The following is a 17,993-nucleotide window of genomic DNA, read 5'->3' as shown; positions in this document are numbered from 1 at the left end:
CGGTGTCGTGCCGCAACGGTGATCCGTTGCAGCCGTGCTGTTTTCGTCCTCCGCCTCACGGAGGATGGCTGTGCCTGCCCCCACTGCGCCCGCCCGCCGGCTGTTCGCTACCGGACTCGCCGCGCTCGCCCTGCTCGCCGCCTCGTGCGGCTCGAGCGGCGGATCCGACCCGGCCTCCGCGTCGTCCGGCGACGGCACCTTCCCGGTCACCGTGGGCTCCGGCGACGGCGCGATCACCCTCGACGCGGTCCCCGGATCGATCGTCTCCCTCAGCCCCACCGCCACCGAGATGCTCTACGCCGTCGGCGCCGGCGACCAGGTCGTCGCGGTCGACGACCAGTCCGATTTCCCCGCGGAGGCGCCCGTCACCGCCCTGTCCGGATACTCGCCGAACGTCGAGGCCGTGCTCGGCTACGAACCGGACCTCGTGGTCGCCATGGACGACGTCGGCGACCTCGTCTCCGGCCTCGAGGCGGCCGGCGTCCCCACGCTGCTGCTGCCCGCCGCCACCACCCTCGACGAGGCGTACACGCAGATGGAGCAGCTCGGCGCCGCCACCGGGCACGTCGGCGACGCGGCCGAACTCGTCGCCTCGATGCGCAGCGACATCGACGAGGTCGTCGCCGGGCTGCCCCCGCGCCCGGCCCCGCTGACCTACTACCACGAGCTCGACGACACCTACTACAGCGTCACCGGCGGCACCTTCATCGGCGGCATCTACTCGATGCTCGGCCTGCGTTCGATCGGCGACGCCGCCGGAGCCGACGCCTACCCGCAGCTGTCCGCCGAGTACGTCCTCGACGCCGACCCCGACCTGATCTTCCTCGCCGACGGGCAGTGCTGCGGTGTCACCCCGGACGCCGTGGCCGCCCGCGCCGGCTGGGGCGAGCTGACGGCCGTCCGGTCCGGCCAGGTCCACGTGCTCGACGAGGACGTCGCCAGCCGCTGGGGACCCCGGGTCGTGGACCTCGTGCGGCACCTCGGGACGATCGTGGCCGCCGCGCCCGCGTCCGAACCCGCCGCGCAGCCCACCCGGTGACCCGCGCCGCGCGCCACCCGGCCCTGGTGCTCGGCGCGGCAGCCCTCGTCCTGGTGGTCGCGCTGCACGTCGGGGTGCTCGTCGGCCCCGCCGGGCTCACCGTGCGCGGCGTGTTCCTCGAGCTGATCGACGCCCTGCCGTTCGTCGACGTCGACTCCGGACTGACGACGCGGCAGCAGGCCATCCTGTGGAACATCCGGATGCCGCGGGTGGCGCTCGGCGCGCTGGTCGGCGCGATGCTCGCCATCGCGGGTGCCACCTACCAGGGGGTGTTCCGCAACCCGCTGGCCGATCCATACCTGCTCGGTGTGTCGAGCGGGGCGGGCCTGGGCGCCACCCTCGCGATCGCGCTCGGCGGGGCGCTCGGTGCCGCCGGGGTGCCGGTCGCCGCGTTCGCCGGCGGCCTGGTGGCCGTCGCCGCCACGTACGCGCTCGGGCGCAGCGTCGGCGGGATGCGTTCGGAGGTCGTCATCATCCTGGCCGGCGTCGCGGTCGCGGCGTTCGCCAATGCGGCGCAGACGTTCGTCCAGCAGCTCTACGACGACACCCTGCGGCAGGTGTACACGTGGCTGCTCGGCCGCCTCAGCACCGACGGCTGGTCCGACGTGGTCGTCGTGCTGCCGTACGTCGTGGTGTCCGCCGCGGTCATCCTGCTGCACCGCCGGATGCTCGACGTGATGGCGGTCGGCGACGTGGAGGCCGCGAGCCTCGGCGTGAGCCCGGCCCGGGTCCGGCTGGTCCTGGTGTGCGTGGCCACCCTCGGCACCGCCGCCGTGGTCGGCGCCAGCGGGCTCATCGGCTTCGTCGGAATCGTGGTGCCGCACGCGATCCGGCTGATCGTCGGCCCGGGGCACCGGCTGCTGCTGCCGCTGTCGCTGATGATCGGGGCCGCCTTCCTCGTCCTGGCGGACGTGCTGGCCCGGACCGTGATGTCCCCGGCCGAACTGCCCATCGGCGTGGTGACCGCGGCCGTCGGCGCCCCGTTCTTCCTCGTCGTGCTGCGCCGGCATCGGGGGGTGTCGTGAACGCCGTCGACTGCCACGGCCTCAGCGTCGCCCGCGGCGGCAAGACCGTCCTGCACGGGGTGGACCTGCTTGTCGGACAGGGGGAGTGGGTCGCGCTCGTCGGGCCCAACGGCGGTGGGAAGACCACGCTGCTGCACGCGCTCGCGGGCCTGGTGCCCGCGACCGGCCGGATCCGCGTCGGCGGCCTGGACCCCGCCCACGCCGGACGCCGGGCGATGGCCCGGACGGTGGCGCTCATGCCGCAGCGGCCGGTGGTGCCCGAAGGCATGACCGTCGCCGACCTGATCCGGCTCGGCCGTACCCCGCACATGCCGCGGTTCGCGACCGAGTCGGCGCACGACCGCGAGGTGGTCGAGTCGGTGCTCGACCGCCTCGACCTGCGCGGGCTGGCTGCGCGGCCGGCGACCGAGCTGTCCGGCGGTGAGCTGCAACGGGTGGTGCTCGGGCGCGCACTCGCGCAGGAGCCGAAGGTGCTGCTGCTGGACGAGCCCACCAGCGCCCTCGACATCGGCCACCAGCAGCACGTGCTGGACCTGGTGGAGTCGATGCGCGCGGAGAACGGGCTCACCGTCCTCGCGGCCATGCACGACCTGACCTCGGCGGCGCTGTACGGCGGACGGCTGGTGCTGCTCGCCGACGGCCGCGTCGTCGCCGACGGCACGCCCCGGCAGGTGCTGACGGCCCGGCGGATCGCCGACGTGTACGGCGCGCGCGTCGAGGTGCTGGACCGACCCGGTTCCGGACCGGCCATCGTTCCGGTTCGCGGGAGCTGTTCCGGCCGAACCGAATCGGAGGGTTCGTGATGGAGGTCCTGCTGCTGGGCACGGGTGCGGCCGACGGCTGGCCGAACCCGTTCTGCACGTGCGCATCGTGCTCGGACGCGGCCGCCCGCGGCGAGATACGCGGGCAGACGGCGGCGCTGGTGGACGACGTCCTCATGCTCGACTGCGGGCCCGAGGCGCCGCGCGCGGCCCTGCGCCACGGCCGCACCCTCGCCGGGGTGCGGCACATCCTGCTCACCCATTCGCATCCCGACCATCTCGGCCCGCAGGCGCTGCTGTTCCGTGCTTGGGCGACAGTGGATTTCGAGATCGAGGTGATCGGACCCCCCGACACGCTGGACCAGTGCCGGGACTGGGTGGGTCCCACCGACGCGGTGCGGTTCGTGCCCGTCGCGGCCGGGGACGTGCTGACGGTGGGCGAGTATCGGGTGCGGGTCCTGCCCGCCGCCCACCGGGTCCTGAGCGAGGGAGACTCGGTGCTCTACGACGTGCAGGGCCCGGGCGGCGACCGGTTGCTGTGGGCGTGCGACACCGGCCCGCTGCCCGCGGACTGGTTCGAGCGGGTCGCCGGCGCGGGGTACGACGCGGTCTTCCTGGAGGAGACGTTCGGTGACCGCATCGATCTGGGGGACGCGCACCACACGCTGCCCGCGTTCGGCGAGACGGTGGGGGCGCTGCGCGCGTGCGGGGCGGTGACCGAGCGGACAGACGTGGTGGCCGTGCATCTGGGGCACCACAACCCGCCGGTCGCGCAGTTGCGGATCCGCCTGGCGGCCTGCGGGGCGCGACCGGGCGACGACGGTGAGGTGACGACGGTGGGACAAACGACCGGCAAAGCCGCTGCGACGCAGCGCACCCTGGTACTCGGCGGTGTCCGCTCCGGCAAGTCGCGGCACGCCGAGGAGTTGCTCGAATCGTTCCCGGCGGTGACGTACGTGGCGACCGGCGGCACGCGCGACGGCGACGCGGAGTGGGCCGAGCGGGTGGCGCTGCACCGCGTCCGTCGGCCGCGGTCGTGGACGACGGTGGAGACCGACGACGTGGCATCCGTACTGCGCGGGTCGCGCGAGCCGTTGCTGATCGACTGCCTCGGGACCTGGCTCACCGCCCGCCTGGACCGTCACGACGTGTGGTCGGGCGGCGACGTCGCCGCGGTCGAGGCGGACGTCGAGGAGTTGCTCGAGGCGTGGCGTTCGTGTGCCGTGCCGGTGGTGGCGGTCAGCAACGAGGTCGGCAGCGGCGTGGTGCCGCCGACGGCGTCGGGCCGGCTGTTCCGCGACCTGCTCGGGCGGCTCAACGCGCGGGTGGCCGCCGAGTCGGAGGCGGTGACGTTGGTCGTGGCGGGCATTCCGATGCGGTTGCGCTAGAGCATCGAACTTCGTTCTGTGCAAGTCGGATTCCCGGTCACACATAAACCTCCGATCGCACACGATTGTGTGCAGATGTGATCTGGAACACAGCCGTAACTGTTTAGTGACCCTTCGCATCGGGCGTGTTATCGTTCCGAAACGAACTGGGGTCCGAGCGGGGGTGTCGGTCCACAGTGCCCTTCGGGGCAGCACGCCAACGACACCTGAATCCGCCTGTGCGAGAAACCGACCGGTATCTCGCCCGACCTGACCAGAAGGCACATCCGAATCGACCGCGGCGGCCGCCCGCGGCCGTGATCAGCCGTGCCCGGGGGCGCCCGGGTAACCGCACACCTGAGTAGGGGAATGAATTGAGCATCAAGCACACGTCCGGCCTTCGCCGCGGCGCACGCATCGGTGGTGTCGCAGCTGCTGCTGCGATCGCCCTGGGCTTCCTGTCCGCGGGTGCGGCTAACGCCGACACTTTCGTCCCGCTGCCCGACGGCGAGATCGTCGCCGCGAACGGCAATGCCATGATCAAGCGCACCGCGGAGAGCGCCCTCATCTCGCCCTCCTTGGCTGCTAACGGCGCTGGTCGCGTGGCGTGGGTGTCCGGAACGATCGAGGTCGACGTCAAGGGCCTTCCCGCCGATCTCAAGGCCGGCCCGACCAATGGCGGCATCGCCACCGGTGATCCCACCGGTACGCAGGGCACCAACGGCACCTCGACGAACGAGGTTCCGCACCTGACGACCGGATACATCATTGGTTGCCAGATGGACATCACGGGCCTGAAGGGCAATCTCGGTGCCGGATTCGACATGGGCCCCTCGTCGGGTGGCGGAAGCCTCAGCGGCTCGATCAGTGTTCCGATCTCTGCAGGTCAGGTGAAGTTCGCGCGCATCGACGGCAAGGACATCCTCAAGGACGGCAAGTACAGCTACCGGTACCAGGACGCCCAGATCGAGGTTCAGGGCTGCGGTGGCTACGCACAGGCCCGCGCGTACACGGTCCTCGAGGTCACCGGAGCCAACTACTCCAAGACCACCCTGTACGGCCAGCCGTTCAGCATCGGCTGATCGCCACCGCCCTTCCCTCCGGCTTTTCGCTCCCGCGAACATCGAACCCTCGAGAGAGAGAACATGAAGACCAGCATCGCCAACGGCCTGCGCCGTGGTCTGAAGGCGGCCGGCATCGGCGCCACCGTCGCCGTCGCCATCGGATTCGCTTCTGCCGGTGCGGCAAACGCCGACACCTTCGTCCCGCTGCCGGACGGCAGCATCACCGAGACGCTGAACGGCACCACGGTGACCGTCAGCCGCGTCGGTGAGACCGCGAATATCTCCCCGTCGATGGGCGCGACGGCGCTGCACCGCAACGTGTGGGTCTCGGGCACCGCCAAGGTCGAGATCAGCGGCCAGGGTGCCGAGAAGGCCACCACCAAGTTCCAGCCGGGCTACATCGTCGCCTGCCAGATCAACCTGGGTGGCACCGCTGGCGGCGGCGCCGGCGTCAAGGCCGGCTACGCGGGTGAGAGCGCCTCGATCACCCCGTCGATCAACGGCAACGGCACGGTCACGCTCGGCCCGGGCCAGGCCCAGGACTTCAAGATCCTCGACCGCACCATCGCGAACGCCTTCGACGAAGAGCAGCATGTTCCGTTCAACGTCGTGAAGGGCCCGAACGGCAGCGTCACGTGGACCGATTCGACCCTCGCCGTGTCCGGTTGCGCCGGCTACGCGCAGGCTCGCAACTACATCAAGGTCACCGTCGACACCGGGACCAATGTCCAGCAGGTCACCCTCTGGGGCCAGCCCTTCAGCATCGGCTGAGCGAGGCGCCTTCAGAGGTGAGCAGCCCCGCCGACGAGAACCTCATCCTCTCGTCGGCGGGGCGTCGTCGCTGCCCGGTCCGGTGGGGGCCGGGCAGTGGCGTCATGGATGAACGGTGACGGGGAGGTTGTTGCGGCATCGCCCGAGTGGCATGCGCGACAACCTCCCCTTCGGCGTCGAAACCGCCCGCTCGATGCCGCTCAGAACGGATTCGCGGTGCGCCCCACCAGTTCCGCGATCGATTCGATGACGCGGGTGGGCCGGTAGGGGAACATCTCCACGGACTCGCGGGTGGAGATGCCGGTGAGGACCAGCAGTGTCTGCAGGCCCGCCTCGAGGCCGCAGACGATATCGGTGTCCATGCGGTCGCCGATCATGAGCGTGTGCTCCGAGTGCGCGCCGATCGCGCGCAGGGCGGACCGCATCATCAGGGCATTGGGCTTGCCCACGAAGTACGGTTCGCGGCCCGTCGCGCGGGTGATCAGGGCCGCGACGGCCCCGGTGGCGGGGAGCGAGCCCTCCCGCGACGGTCCGGTCGGATCCGGATTGGTCGCGATGAACCGGGCACCCCGCTCGACGAGCCGGATCGCCGTGGTGATCGCCTCGAACGAGTACGTGCGGGTTTCCCCCAGGACGACGTAGTCCGGATCGCTGTCGGTGAGGACGTAGCCGATGTCGTGCAGGGCCGTGGTCAGCCCCGACTCGCCCACCACGTATGCGCTGCCACCGGGGCGCTGATTCGCCAGGAACGTCGCCGTCGCCAGCGCCGACGTCCAGATCGACTTCTCCGGGACGTCGAGCCCGGTGCGCAGCAGCCGGGCCCGCAGATCCCGCGGAGTGCGGATCGAGTTGTTGGTGAGCACCATGAACGGCGTGCCGTTCTCGCGCAGCTCGGTCAGGAACGCGTCGGCGCCGGGAATCAGGTGTTCCTCGTGGACCAGGACGCCGTCCATGTCCATCAGGTAGTTCCAGACCGGCGCGGGTGTGGGTTCGTCGCTCACCGTTCGAGTGTGTCACCGACCGCTCAGGCCAGCAGCCGGTACAAGCCGATCAACCCGACCACGACGATGACGGCACGCAGCGCCGTGGGCGAGAGCCGGCGGCCGTACCGGGAGCCGAGGGCCCCGCCGATCAGCGAGCCCACGGCGATCAGCGCCGCCACCGTCCAGTCGATCCGGTCGAACGCGACCAGCGTGTAGGCGGTGGCGGCCACGACGTTCACCAGCAGCGAGAGCAGATTCTTCGCGGCGTTCTGCCGCTGGATGTGATCGTGCAGCAGCGCGCCGAACAGGCCCATCAGCAGGATGCCCTGCGCGGCTGTGAAGTAGCCGCCGTACACGCCCACTGCGAAGGTGCCGACGATCAGCGCCGTCATCCGGGCGGGGCCGATCTGCTCCTCCGGGCCGCCGGAGCGGCGCAGCACCCACTGCTGCAGCTTCGGCTGGAACACGACGAGGAGCAGCGCCAGCACGAGCAGGACGGGCACGATCGTCTCGAAGGCCGACTCGGGCAGGTTCAGCAGCAGCCACGATCCGAGGACCGCGCCGGAGACCGACGCGGGGATCTGCCACCGTAGCCGGGGCCACTGTCCGCGCAGCTCCCGCCGGTACCCCCACGTGCTCGACACCCCACCCGCGACGAGCCCGACCGCGTTGGACATCGTGGCGGTCACCGGCGGCAGGCCGAAGGCGACGAGGGTCGGGAAGGTGATGAGGGTCCCGGAGCCGACCAGCGCGTTGATCGCGCCGGCGCCCAGCCCGGCCAGGGCGACGAGGAACAGTTCGAGCGGTGTCACCGAGCCGACCTTACGGTAGGCGCCGCCGTGGCCTGTCGTCGCCACCCCGGAGCGTCGGGTGCCACCGAATACGCTGTCTCGACAAGGCTTTCGCGTGGATCGACGGCGGACGGCACCGGTCGCCGCGGGTGCCGGTGTCCCGCCGTCGTGGCCCGCCGGTGCACCGTCCCAATTCCGGACACTCCCCGTCCGCGGGAGCCGCCCACCCCTCCCGCCGGTTCGGGGGCCGAACGGCCCCGTTCCGGCGACGCGCGCTCGAATCCGCAGGTCGAGGGGCGTCCGAGGGCGGGAAATGAGCCACGTCATAGCGGGTGTCCGAAAGTGGCACACTTCACATCTTCGGGTCCGGACGCATGCTCTTCCTCATTCGAACCGCATCACCGCAACCCGAAACGGGGGACACCCGATGGACAGACTCATCAACATCGACAACGGTGGCACGCTCACCGACATCTGCGCCTGGGACGGCCACGAATTCAGCTTCACCAAGACCCTCACCACACCGTTCGATCTGTCGCAGTGCCTGTTCGACGGATTGACGAAGGTGTCGAAGGAGATCTACGGAGCCGAGGACCTGCCTGCACTGCTGCACTCGACGGCGCACATCCGTTACTCGACCACGCAGGGGACGAACGCGCTCGTCGAGCGCAAGGGCCCCCGCATCGGCATCATCACCGACTCGGCCGCCCTCGTCGACGAGCTGCGCCGCACCCCCGAGCAGCAGGCGCTGTTCGACGACCTCGTCGGGGCCCGGGTGGCCGTCGTCGACGCCGAGGCCGCGGACCTCGAGGGGGAGCTGGTCGCCCGGGTCAACCGTCTCACCACCGACGGTGCCGCCCGCATCGTCGTCGCCGTCGGGGACACCGACGACGGACGCGAGCGGAAGCTGCGCGGCATCCTGCTGCGCAAGTTCCCGCGCCACCTGCTCGGCTCGGTTCCGTTCCTGTACTCGTGGGACTTCACCACCGACCGCACGCCGGCCCGGCGGGTCTGGTCGGCCGTGATCAACACGTTCCTGCACCCGACGATGGAACGGTTCCTCTACAACGCCGAGCACCGGCTGCGTGACCACCGCGTCAAGAACCCGCTGCTGATCTACCGCAACGACGGCGCCTCCTCGCGCGTCGCGAAGTCCGTGGCCCTCAAGACGTACTCGTCCGGCCCGCGCGGCGGCCTCGAAGGCACCCGGGCGCTCGCCGAGATCTACGGCCTCAAGCACGTTCTCATGATCGACGTCGGCGGCACCACGACCGACATCGGCACGGTGGCCGGGCGGGAGATCCTCACCGACCGCCGCGGCTCGATCGCCGGCATCCCGATCTCCTTCCCGATGTCGAACGTCGAGTCGGCCGGCATCGGCGGCAGCTCCATCATCACCGTCACCGACGGGGCGATCACCGTCGGACCGGAAAGCGTCGGTGCGGCACCCGGACCGGCCTGCTTCGGCTTCGGCGGCACGTCCGCCACCATCACCGACGTCAACCTCCTCCTCGGCGTCCTCGACCCCACCACCTACCTCGACGGCGACTTCACCCTCGACGCGGACCGGGCCCGCGCCGTCGTCACCGCCACGGTGGCCGAACCTCTCGGCCTCACCCTCGACGAGGCGCTGCTCGCGATGGAGCAGGCGTACTTCACCGCGATGGGCAACGCCGTCGCGCCCGCGGTGTCGGAGGCCGACGAGACCACCATCGCCGCGTTCGGCGGCGCCGGCCCGATGAGTGCGTGTGGCGCGGCGCGGGTCGCGGGCGTGCGCAGCGTGCTCGTCCCCAAGCTCGCGGCGGTGTTCTCCGCCTTCGGGATCGGGTTCTCCGACATCGGGCAGAGCTACGAGGCCGACGTCGCGGACACGGCGGAGGCGACGCTCGCCGCGGCCGTGGCCGACCTGCTGGCCAAGGCCGAACGGGACATGTTCCAGGAGGGGCACGCCCTCACCGACTGCGAACTCTCCTGGACCCTGACCACCGAGGATGCGCACGGGGCCACGGTCGACGAGGCGTCGTACGAACCCGGCGAGTACGTCGAGCTCCTGCCCGGCGCGTCCACCGCGCTGACCCTGGTGGCCACCCGCCGGATGAACCGGATCGAGCTCCCGCACGGCTCCTTCGCCGAGGCCCGCGATCCCCGGGCGGCCGGGGAGCGCACCGTGCTCGGAGCCGGCGGCCGACGGGCGGTGCCGGTGTTCGCGCTGGCCGACCAGGAGCCCGGCGCCACCGCCGAGGGCCCGGCCATCGTCGAAGGCCCCTTCTTCACCGCCCGCGTGCAGGAGGGCTGGAAGTTCGACGTCACCGCCGGCGGCGACCTGCTGCTCACCGACACCCACTGACCGACAGAGCCCGAAGCCTGTTCGACCGCAGGCTCGTTCGAAGGATGCACGACATGCAGATCCCCATGACCGAATACCTGGTCATCGACCTCGACAGCGAACTGTGGGTGTGCCGGGTGTGCCGGCACGAACTCGGCAGCGCCCGCGGCAATTACAAGGAAGGCACCCTGGTCTACGACCGCGACCCGCGCGAGATCCACCAGCCGATCATCGATCCCGACCGCTACGAGTTCACCTTCTCGCCGGACCCGGCCTACTGCCGCATCCTCGAGTACTACTGCCCCGGCTGCGGCACCCAGATCGAGACCGAGTACATCCCGCCGGGACACCCCCCGACCGTCGACATGGAATGGGACGTCGACGCCTTGCGCGCCCAGTGGCTCGAACGCGGCACCGATCCCGGACAGGTCGTCACGTACGGCCCCGGCCAGGACGCCGAGGGCGAGTTCGAAGGCCGGCGCCACAACCACCACTAGTCACCGCGACCCGCAAGGAACCTCGTCACCATGAAACGAATCTCCGTCGACATCGGCGGCACCTTCACCGACTGCTTCTTCGCCTGGGACGACAAGTACGTCGAGGCCAAGGCCCTCACCACCCACCACAACCTGGCGCAGGGATTCAACGAGGCACTCGACCTCGCCTGCCGCCGAGCCGAACTGGACCGGGACGACGTCCTGTCCCAGGTGGATTCGGTCCGCTACGCGACCACGCTCGGCACCAACGCCCTCATCGAGCGCAAGGGCCCGCGCGTCGGTGCCATCGTCACCCACGGCTTCGAGGACACCATCCCGCTCTCCCGCGGCCGCGGATACGGCGAGGGACTCGATCCGTCGATGCAGCAGAACCTGCCGGCCGCGGAGCGGCCCGAACCGCTGGTCCACCGGAGCCTGATCCGGTCGGTCCAGGAGCGGGTCAACTCCGCCGGCGAGATCGTCGTTCCGCTCGTCGAGCAGAACGTGCGCACGATGGTGCGCGAACTCGTCGACGCCGGTGCGCAGGCGCTCGTGGTGTCGCTGGTGAACGCCACCGAGAATCCCACCCACGAGCTGCGGATCATGGAGATCATCCAGGAGGAGTACCCGGAGCATCAGCTCGGCGCGATCCCGGTACTGCTCGGCCACCAGGTCTCCGGGCGCAAGGGCGAGTACGTCCGCGCGACGTCCACCATCGTCGACGGCTTCCTGCACGGCATCATGTTCCACGCCATGAGCCAGCTCGCGAACAACCTGCGCGACTCGGGCTACGACAAGCCGATGCTCATCATCCACAACTCCGGCGGCATGGCCCAGATGAACTCGACCGATGCCCTGCAGACCATCCACTCGGGTCCCGTCGCGGGTGTCAGTGCCGCCGAGCATCTGTCGGAGTCCTCGGGGATCGGCAACATCATCACCACCGACATGGGCGGCACGTCCTTCGACATCGGACTGGTACCCGCGGGCGGCGTGAAGCACTACGACTTCCAGCCCACGATCGACCGCTGGCTGGTCTCGGTCCCGATGATCCACCTCGAAACCCTCGGCGCCGGTGGTGGTTCCATCGCAAGCTACGACCGGATCCACCACTCGGTCCGGCTCGGGCCCGAGTCCGCCGGCTCGGACCCCGGTCCGGCCTGCTACGACCGCGGCGGGCTGCGCCCCACGGTGACCGACGCCGACCTGCTGCTCGGCTACCTCGATCCGGACAACTACGCCAACGGCTTCATCAAGCTCAACCGCAAGCGGGCGGTGTTCGCCGTCGAGGAACAGCTGTGCGACGAGCTCGACCTCGACGTCATCGACGTCGCCAAGGTCATCAAGCGGTCCGTCGACGAGCAGATGGCGATCGGCATCGCCAAGGAGCTGCGGGTGCGCGGCTATCTGCCGGAGGACTTCACCATGCTCGCGTACGGCGGCAACGGCCCGCTGCATGCGTGCGGGATCGCCGACCAGGCCGGCATCCGCAAGATCCTCGCCCCGCCGTTCTCCTCGGTGTTCTCCGCCTGCGGCGCCGGCAACATGAAGCAGCTGCACATCCACGAGCGCGGCGTCCACGTGGTGCTCTACAACGCCACCACCCGCGGGCTCTACGACAGCTACGACGAATTCAACGACATCGTCGCCGCGCTCGAGGCCCGGGGCGCGGAGGATCTGCGACGCCAGGGTGTCGGCGACGGGGCGATCGAGCACCGCCTCGAGATGGACCTGCGCTACGGCAACCAGCTCGTGACGACGGCAGTGGCCTTCGACATCAACCGGATCCACGGCGTCGGTGACGTGCTCCACCTGATCCGTACGTTCTCCGACATCTACTCCAAGCGCTACGGCGAGGGGTCGGCCGCACCCGAGGCCGGCATCCGCGTCCAGACCATCAGGGTCGCGTCCTACGTCAACGGTGAGACCGTCGAGTTCGATTCCCTGCACCACGACGGGGAGCGGACGCTGCCGACGCCGGTCGGGCACCGCGACGTCCATTTCGTCGCGCATCCCCGGGCGATCACCACCGCGATCTACGACGCCGACGCGCTGAGTCACCACCACGTGATTCCCGGTCCGGCGATCGTCACCACCGAGAACACGACCTACCTCGTCGAGCCGGGCTGGCGCCTCGAACCCTCACCGCAGGGCGCCGTCTGGTTCCTCAAGGACTAGCGCAGAAACACAGGAGACACAGCCATGACCGCACTTCACGACGACCTCACAGCCGCTGCGGAGCAGCGCCTTGCAACCGCTTCGCTGAACGAGCAGGAGCAGCAGTGGGTCGACGACTTCATGGACGAGACGACGCTGTTCCTCGGGCCGGACCGGGAGATCATGCGTTCGCACCACATCACCTCCCGCAGCGAGTTCGAGCAGGAATGCCTCGCCGACGGGGTCGACCCCCTCCAGGTGGACCGCATCCGCAAGCGCCTCGCGGGCGCCCTCGACGAGGGCTTCGAGATGTGCGAGGCGATGGGCGCGGCGCCGGGCGCCAAGTGGGGCGACCTCACCACGGCCATCTACACGGCGGCCGGGGACGTCACTTACCTGTCCTGCCACGGCGTGATCGCCTTCTCCGCGATCCTGCACCACCCCATCCGGTACATCATGAAGTACTGGAAGGACGAGCCGACCGTCGGAATCCACCCCGGCGACGGGTTCATCCACAACGACGCCCGCTTCGGCAACGTCCACAACACCGACCAGTCGATGATCATGCCGATCATCCGGGACGACCGCATCATCGCCTGGGTGGCCGCCACGATCCACGAGGGCGAGAACGGCGCCTGCGAACCGGGCGGCATGCCCTCCGGCTCGGAGACCCCGTTCGACGACGGCCTGCGGATGAGCCCGTTCAAGATCGTCGAGCGCGGCGAGCTGCGCCGCGACCTGCTCACCTTCCTGCAGCACTCGGTCCGCGACCCGAAGCTCCAGCTGGCCGACCTGAAGGTGAAGATCGGTGCGGTCCAGCGCATCCAGGAACGCGTCGACAAGATCATCGACGAGGTCGGCGTGGAGACGTTCGTCGCGGCGCTGCGGATCACCGTCGAGGACGTCGAGGCCGAGGTGCGCCGGCGCATCCGGGAACTGCCCGACGGCACAGTCCGGTTCAACCAGTTCATGGACTCCACCCTCAAGGAGAACATCCTCATCAAGCTCGCCTGCTCCATCACGGTCCGGGGCGACAAGATGACCATCGACCTGCGGGGCAGCGGACCGGAGATCCTGAACCGGGCCATCAACTCGCCGCTGTGCTCGGTCAAGTCGATGATGATGCAGGCCATCCTCGCGTTCTGGTGGCCGGACCTGCCGCGCTGCACCTCCGCGATGAGCCCGATCGAGATCATCTCCGACGAGCACACGTGGTCCGACGCCGGCTACGACGCCCCCATGGGCCAGTCGCTGCAGGCCTCCTTCCGCGGCTTCTCGGCGCTCCAGAATCCCTGGGCCAAGCTGCAATTCTCCAACCCGGAGAAGTTCTCCAACGTCATCGCGCCCTGGTTCAACCAGATCAACACCTTCCTGTGGGGCGGGGTCACCCAGCACGGCGACCAGGTCGGCAACCTGTGCGCCGACCTGAACGGAATGGGCGGCGGCGCCAAGGCGTTCCGGGACGGCGAGGACGCGGTCTCCCCGCTCTTCTGCGCGATGGCCGACACGGCCGAGCAGGAGGTCATGGAGGAGGAGGTGCCCTTCATGCAGCTGGTGAGCAAGCGGATCGTCCGCGACAACCAGGGCTTCGGCAAGTACCGCGGCGGCATGGGCTACGAGATGATCGTGGCGGCCGAGGGCACCCCGCTGTGGGGCTTCATGACGGTGACCTCCGGTGCCAAGTTCTCCTCCATCAGCGGACAGTTCGGCGGGTACGGCTGCAACACCTACCCGCTCGCGACGGTCAAGGGCGTCAACGTCTACGACGAGCTGCGCCGCAACCCGGAACGGTTCGACCTGTCCATCGAGAAGGTGATGAACGAACAGCCCTTCGAGGGCGCCGAGTACAGCACCAGCCACATGGGTCTGCAGTTCGACGTCGCCAAGGACGGTGAGCTGTACATGATTTCGCAGGGCACGGGCGGAGGGTACGGAGATCCGCTCGAACGCGCCCCGGAGGACGTGGTCGCGGATCTCGAGATCGACCGGATCTCCGCGAAGGTGGCGCACGACATCTACGGCGTCGTGTACGCGCCGGACACGTTCGTCGTGGACGTCGACGCCACGGAGACGCTACGTGCGTCGATGCGGCGCGACCGGCTCTCCCGCGGTGTGCCCTACGGCGAGTTCGTCGAGAAGTTCGTGACGCCCGAACCGCCGCAGGACCTGCTGTACTACGGATCCTGGGGCGACACCGAGGAACTGACCGCCACGCACTTCACCGTGCACGGCGCCGAGCGGGTCACCACGACGATCGACAAGATGCCGATCATCATGATGCCCGACCGGCGGGAGCTGAAGATCGCCGAGCTCACGGCCCGGGTGAAGGAACTCGAGTCCAAGCACGGCGAGATCGTCCACCGCAAGTCCTGAAACCGGTCCGGCCGGAGCCGGTTCCGGCCGGCTCCGGCCACCGGATCCACCCAAGCCGGGTGCCCGCACGTGTGCTCCCCTCACCGTGCGGGCACCCACTCCCTGGAGTCAGAAACATGACCATCTCGTTTCCCGCCGTACTCGACGCGCCGGTCTCCGGGCGCCGGGTCCCGCTCGTCGTCGACCATCTCGACTACAGCCGCCGGGTCCTGCTCCGCGGCAACCCGGTGCCCTGGGAGGATCCCACCGCGCTGTCGAACTTCCTCAACCAGGCCCACGGGCTGCTGCGACCGGACGTCACGCTGCTCGATCTCGGCGAGTACTACCGCCTCGCGGCGGACGACCCGCGCCTGCGCGAGGCGATGGCCGCACGGTCCCGGACCGGGTACGCGTTGCGGGCACTGCTGGCGGACGCCGCGACCGCCCGCGCCGTGGCGACGCTCGCCGCCACCGTGGCCGGCACGACGCGGCTGCCGCTGGTGCTGCAGATCCCCTCGCCGCGGGCCTGGCTGGCGGCGACCCACCCCGGAGACGTCGCGGACCTGGACGCGGACCGCGTCGAGGCCGCGGCGATGTACGTCGCCGACTGGCTGCGCGGCTTCGCCGAGGTGCCGGTCTCGGCGGTCCTGCTCGACGAGCGGATCGCGCCCGGCGCCGACGCCGCCGCGCTACCGCCGGTCGATCCGCAGTCGTACGTGCCGGTGACGAACGTGGCCGCGCACTACCGGTGGGAGATCGGACTGCGCGGCGAGGACACCGTCTCGGTCGGCGCGCACGAGGGTGACGTCGTCGGCTCCGGCTACTGGCTCGCCGACGACGCTGCCGTACCGGACGCCCGCGGCGCGTTCCGGCTCGCGCACCTGCCGGCGGATGCGGTCCCGGAGACGGTGCTCGCCCGGCTGGCCCGGCTCGACGGCCACGGTGCTTGAACGTGGACTACCTGCACGCCGGTGCCGCGGGGAGGGGCACCGGCCCGGGGGCGGACGCTACCCTGGAGGCGTGACGTGCATCACGAGAGTGCCGGGGCGAGGCGCCCGATGAAGAGCGCGGACCGACGGCTGCGGGTGGCGGTCGCCCGGGCCGGATTCCTCGACTCCGGCGAACCGGACGATTCGCTGGTCTCCTCCGTCGTGTCCGCGTCGTGGCGGCGCTCCGCCGCGGCGGGCGTGCGACCGTCCGGTGGGGAGGTCCGGTTCGCGGGGGAGGTGGACCGGACCTCTCGGCTGGTCCAGTGCTCGCTGCCGGTCCTGGACCGCCTCGCGGAGGAGACCGTCGACGTCCCGGTGAGCATCGCCCTGACCGACGCCAAGGCACAGGTGCTGATGCGCCTCGACGGGGCCCGCGCCATCGGACGGTTGCTCGACCATGTCTCCCTCGCGCCGGGATTCGACTACTGCGAGGGGCAGATCGGCACCAACGGCGTCGGCACCGTGCTGGAATCCGGGCGCCCGGTGCAGATCGAGGGCGCCGAGCACTTCCACGAACGGTTCCAGCCGTTCGCCTGCTCCGGGGCGCCGATCCGGGACCCGTTCAGCGGACGCGTCGCCGGCGTCATCGACATCAGCTGCCTCACCGAGCATTCCTCGCCGCTGCTCACGACCGTCGTGCGGACCGCGGCGGCGGAGATCGAACAGAATCTGTTCCGGGACCGGAGCGCCCGCCAGCACGCGCTGTTCGACGCGTTCGTGCGGGCCGACGCTCGCGGCGGCACGGCCCTCATGGCGATCGGGAGCGCGATGTCGCTCGCGAATCCGCTCGCCCACACCCTCCTCGCGCCGGAGGACCAACGCCGTGTCGGTGAACACGTCGACTACGTCATCGGGCACCGCGCGCGCATCGACGAACTGGTCGAGCTGGGCACCGGCCTGTCCGTCCGGGTTCGCGCGACCCGGATCCTGGCGGGCGAGGACACCGCCGGATACCTCGTCGAGGTCTCCGAGGCGGCCGCGGCCGCGGCACCGCTTCCGTCCGTTCCGAACCGTGTCCGCGAGCACCGGCTGCACTCCGGGCGGGTCGGTCTGGCCGCTGCCGGCACCGATCGTCTCCGCTCGAGCGGTTCCTCCGCGCTGTGGATGCGCGCCTGCAACGAGATCGAGGAGGCCCTGTCCGCCGGGGCGAAGTTGCTCCTCACCGGCGAACCGGGCACGGGGAAGGCGTCTCTCGCGTCGGAGATCTTCCACTCCCTGTACACCGGGGGGCGGAGCATCCTCGTGGACGGGAGCGAGACCGACCTGTCCGGGCTCACGGTGTCCTCCACCAACCCCACCCTGTACGTGCTGCGCAACATCCAGGCCATGCCCGCCCCGCTCACGACGACCTTGGCCGAGACCCTGGCGGAACCCGTCCCCGAGCACATATTCGTCGTGGCCACCATGGAGGAGTCCGAGGAGCCGCCGTCCGAGGCCCTGGCACCGCTGCTGGCGGCGCTCGACCGGACCGTGCACGTTCCTGCGCTGCGGCACCGCACCGACGACATCGCCGGGGTCGTGGCGCAGGTGCTCCGCAAGATCAGCGGATCGCAGAGCCGAGCGGTCGCTCCCGACGCCATGCGGGTGCTGGCGCGCTATCCGTGGCCGCGCAACATCCACGAGGTCGAGGCGGCACTGCGGAGCGCCGTCGCACAACGGCCTGCGGGCGCCATCACCGTCGAGGACCTGCCCGAATGGTGCCGGCACGGTCCGCGCAGGCAACTCAACGCGGTCGAGTCCGCCGAACGGGATCTCATCGCCAAGATCCTGCGGGAAACCGGAGGCAACCGTGTGCACGCTGCGCGCGCGCTGGGAATCTCGCGGTCGTCGCTGTACCGGAAGCTGACTCTGTTCGGATTCACCGGCGAGTAGTCACCTACGGGCGATCGTCG

14 protein-coding genes are annotated in these 17,993 nt (G+C 70.2%); 12 read left to right on the top strand and 2 right to left on the bottom strand.

The genetic code is table 11. From position 1 onward, the window contains the following. Positions 1-64: 64 nt before the first annotated feature. From HFP48_RS20850 to HFP48_RS20825, 6 genes are all read left to right on the top strand, one after another. Complete coding sequence (locus tag HFP48_RS20850; RefSeq protein WP_168579952.1) at positions 65-1,039, top strand: ABC transporter substrate-binding protein; 975 nt, start codon at positions 65-67, stop codon at positions 1,037-1,039. Then, the gene (locus HFP48_RS20845) at positions 1,036-2,064 is read left to right on the top strand and encodes an iron ABC transporter permease (RefSeq protein ID WP_006945506.1); all 1,029 of its coding nucleotides are present in this window, start codon (positions 1,036-1,038) and stop codon (positions 2,062-2,064) included. Before HFP48_RS20850 ends, HFP48_RS20845 begins: the two co-directional genes overlap by 4 nt. After that, positions 2,061-2,867 (top strand): ABC transporter ATP-binding protein, encoded by an 807-nt coding sequence (locus HFP48_RS20840; protein ID WP_102799912.1) that lies wholly within the window; start codon positions 2,061-2,063, stop codon positions 2,865-2,867. Before HFP48_RS20845 ends, HFP48_RS20840 begins: the two co-directional genes overlap by 4 nt. Beyond that, a complete protein-coding gene (locus HFP48_RS20835) occupies positions 2,867-4,213 on the top strand; it encodes a bifunctional adenosylcobinamide kinase/adenosylcobinamide-phosphate guanylyltransferase (protein WP_168580618.1) in 1,347 nt (448 codons plus the stop codon). Before HFP48_RS20840 ends, HFP48_RS20835 begins: the two co-directional genes overlap by 1 nt. A 353-nt stretch (positions 4,214-4,566) precedes the next feature. Next, entirely contained in the window at positions 4,567-5,274 is a 708-nt protein-coding gene (locus HFP48_RS20830) for an MspA family porin (RefSeq protein WP_168579951.1), read from the top strand. Positions 5,275-5,337: 63 nt separating this feature from the next. Continuing rightward, positions 5,338-6,027 carry an MspA family porin gene (locus HFP48_RS20825; protein ID WP_168579950.1) on the top strand — a complete coding sequence of 230 codons (690 nt, stop codon included), beginning with the start codon at positions 5,338-5,340 and terminating at the stop codon, positions 6,025-6,027. A 200-nt stretch (positions 6,028-6,227) separates the two neighbouring features. Here HFP48_RS20825 and HFP48_RS20820 read toward each other — a convergent pair whose 3' ends face one another. Continuing rightward, a complete protein-coding gene (locus HFP48_RS20820; protein WP_044476465.1) occupies positions 6,228-6,986 on the bottom strand; it encodes an HAD-IIA family hydrolase in 759 nt (252 codons plus the stop codon). A gap of 65 nt (positions 6,987-7,051) precedes the next feature. After that, entirely contained in the window at positions 7,052-7,822 is a 771-nt protein-coding gene (locus HFP48_RS20815) for a sulfite exporter TauE/SafE family protein (protein WP_006945513.1), read from the bottom strand. Between the two features lie 406 nt (positions 7,823-8,228). Between HFP48_RS20815 and HFP48_RS20810 the strand changes: the two genes are divergently transcribed. The 6 genes from HFP48_RS20810 to HFP48_RS20785 all read left to right on the top strand — a co-directional run bounded on the left by HFP48_RS20810 (position 8,229) and on the right by HFP48_RS20785 (position 17,973). Then, complete coding sequence (locus HFP48_RS20810; RefSeq protein ID WP_168579949.1) at positions 8,229-10,148, top strand: hydantoinase/oxoprolinase family protein; 1,920 nt, start codon at positions 8,229-8,231, stop codon at positions 10,146-10,148. Between the two features lie 53 nt (positions 10,149-10,201). After that, positions 10,202-10,624, top strand: coding sequence for an acetone carboxylase subunit gamma (locus HFP48_RS20805; RefSeq protein WP_006945515.1), 423 nt, complete (start codon positions 10,202-10,204; stop codon positions 10,622-10,624). A 30-nt stretch (positions 10,625-10,654) separates the two neighbouring features. Continuing rightward, the gene (locus HFP48_RS20800; RefSeq protein WP_006945516.1) at positions 10,655-12,781 is read left to right on the top strand and encodes a hydantoinase/oxoprolinase family protein; all 2,127 of its coding nucleotides are present in this window, start codon (positions 10,655-10,657) and stop codon (positions 12,779-12,781) included. A 24-nt stretch (positions 12,782-12,805) separates the two neighbouring features. Continuing rightward, complete coding sequence (locus HFP48_RS20795) at positions 12,806-15,133, top strand: hydantoinase B/oxoprolinase family protein (RefSeq protein ID WP_006945517.1); 2,328 nt, start codon at positions 12,806-12,808, stop codon at positions 15,131-15,133. Between the two features lie 116 nt (positions 15,134-15,249). Beyond that, positions 15,250-16,062: a hypothetical protein gene (locus HFP48_RS20790; RefSeq protein WP_168579948.1), complete on the top strand. Its 813-nt coding sequence runs from the start codon at positions 15,250-15,252 to the stop codon at positions 16,060-16,062. A gap of 108 nt (positions 16,063-16,170) precedes the next feature. After that, positions 16,171-17,973 (top strand): helix-turn-helix domain-containing protein, encoded by a 1,803-nt coding sequence (locus HFP48_RS20785; RefSeq protein WP_246872443.1) that lies wholly within the window; start codon positions 16,171-16,173, stop codon positions 17,971-17,973. The last annotated feature ends 20 nt before the right edge of the window (positions 17,974-17,993 follow it).

The sequence above is a fragment of the Rhodococcus sp. DMU1 genome (genome assembly GCF_012272955.1).
GTDB classification, from domain to species: domain Bacteria; phylum Actinomycetota; class Actinomycetes; order Mycobacteriales; family Mycobacteriaceae; genus Rhodococcus; species Rhodococcus aetherivorans.
Note: the sequence above shows the minus strand (reverse complement) of the source record. Positions and strands in the feature narration are given on the sequence as shown.

Excerpts from the sequence above, each read along its gene's own strand:
- HFP48_RS20785 (WP_246872443.1), top strand. The coding sequence starts at position 16,171 with ATGAAGAGCGCGGACCGACGGCTGCGGGTGGCGGTCGCCCGGGCCGGA.
- HFP48_RS20825 (WP_168579950.1), top strand. The coding sequence starts at position 5,338 with ATGAAGACCAGCATCGCCAACGGCCTGCGCCGTGGTCTGAAGGCGGCC.
- HFP48_RS20805 (WP_006945515.1), top strand. The coding sequence starts at position 10,202 with ATGCAGATCCCCATGACCGAATACCTGGTCATCGACCTCGACAGCGAA.
- HFP48_RS20810 (WP_168579949.1), top strand. The coding sequence starts at position 8,229 with ATGGACAGACTCATCAACATCGACAACGGTGGCACGCTCACCGACATC.
- HFP48_RS20820 (WP_044476465.1), bottom strand. The coding sequence starts at position 6,986 with ATGGACATGGACGGCGTCCTGGTCCACGAGGAACACCTGATTCCCGGC.
- HFP48_RS20850 (WP_168579952.1), top strand. The coding sequence starts at position 65 with ATGGCTGTGCCTGCCCCCACTGCGCCCGCCCGCCGGCTGTTCGCTACC.
- HFP48_RS20835 (WP_168580618.1), top strand. The coding sequence starts at position 2,867 with ATGGAGGTCCTGCTGCTGGGCACGGGTGCGGCCGACGGCTGGCCGAAC.
- HFP48_RS20790 (WP_168579948.1), top strand. The coding sequence starts at position 15,250 with ATGACCATCTCGTTTCCCGCCGTACTCGACGCGCCGGTCTCCGGGCGC.
- HFP48_RS20795 (WP_006945517.1), top strand. The coding sequence starts at position 12,806 with ATGACCGCACTTCACGACGACCTCACAGCCGCTGCGGAGCAGCGCCTT.
- HFP48_RS20800 (WP_006945516.1), top strand. The coding sequence starts at position 10,655 with ATGAAACGAATCTCCGTCGACATCGGCGGCACCTTCACCGACTGCTTC.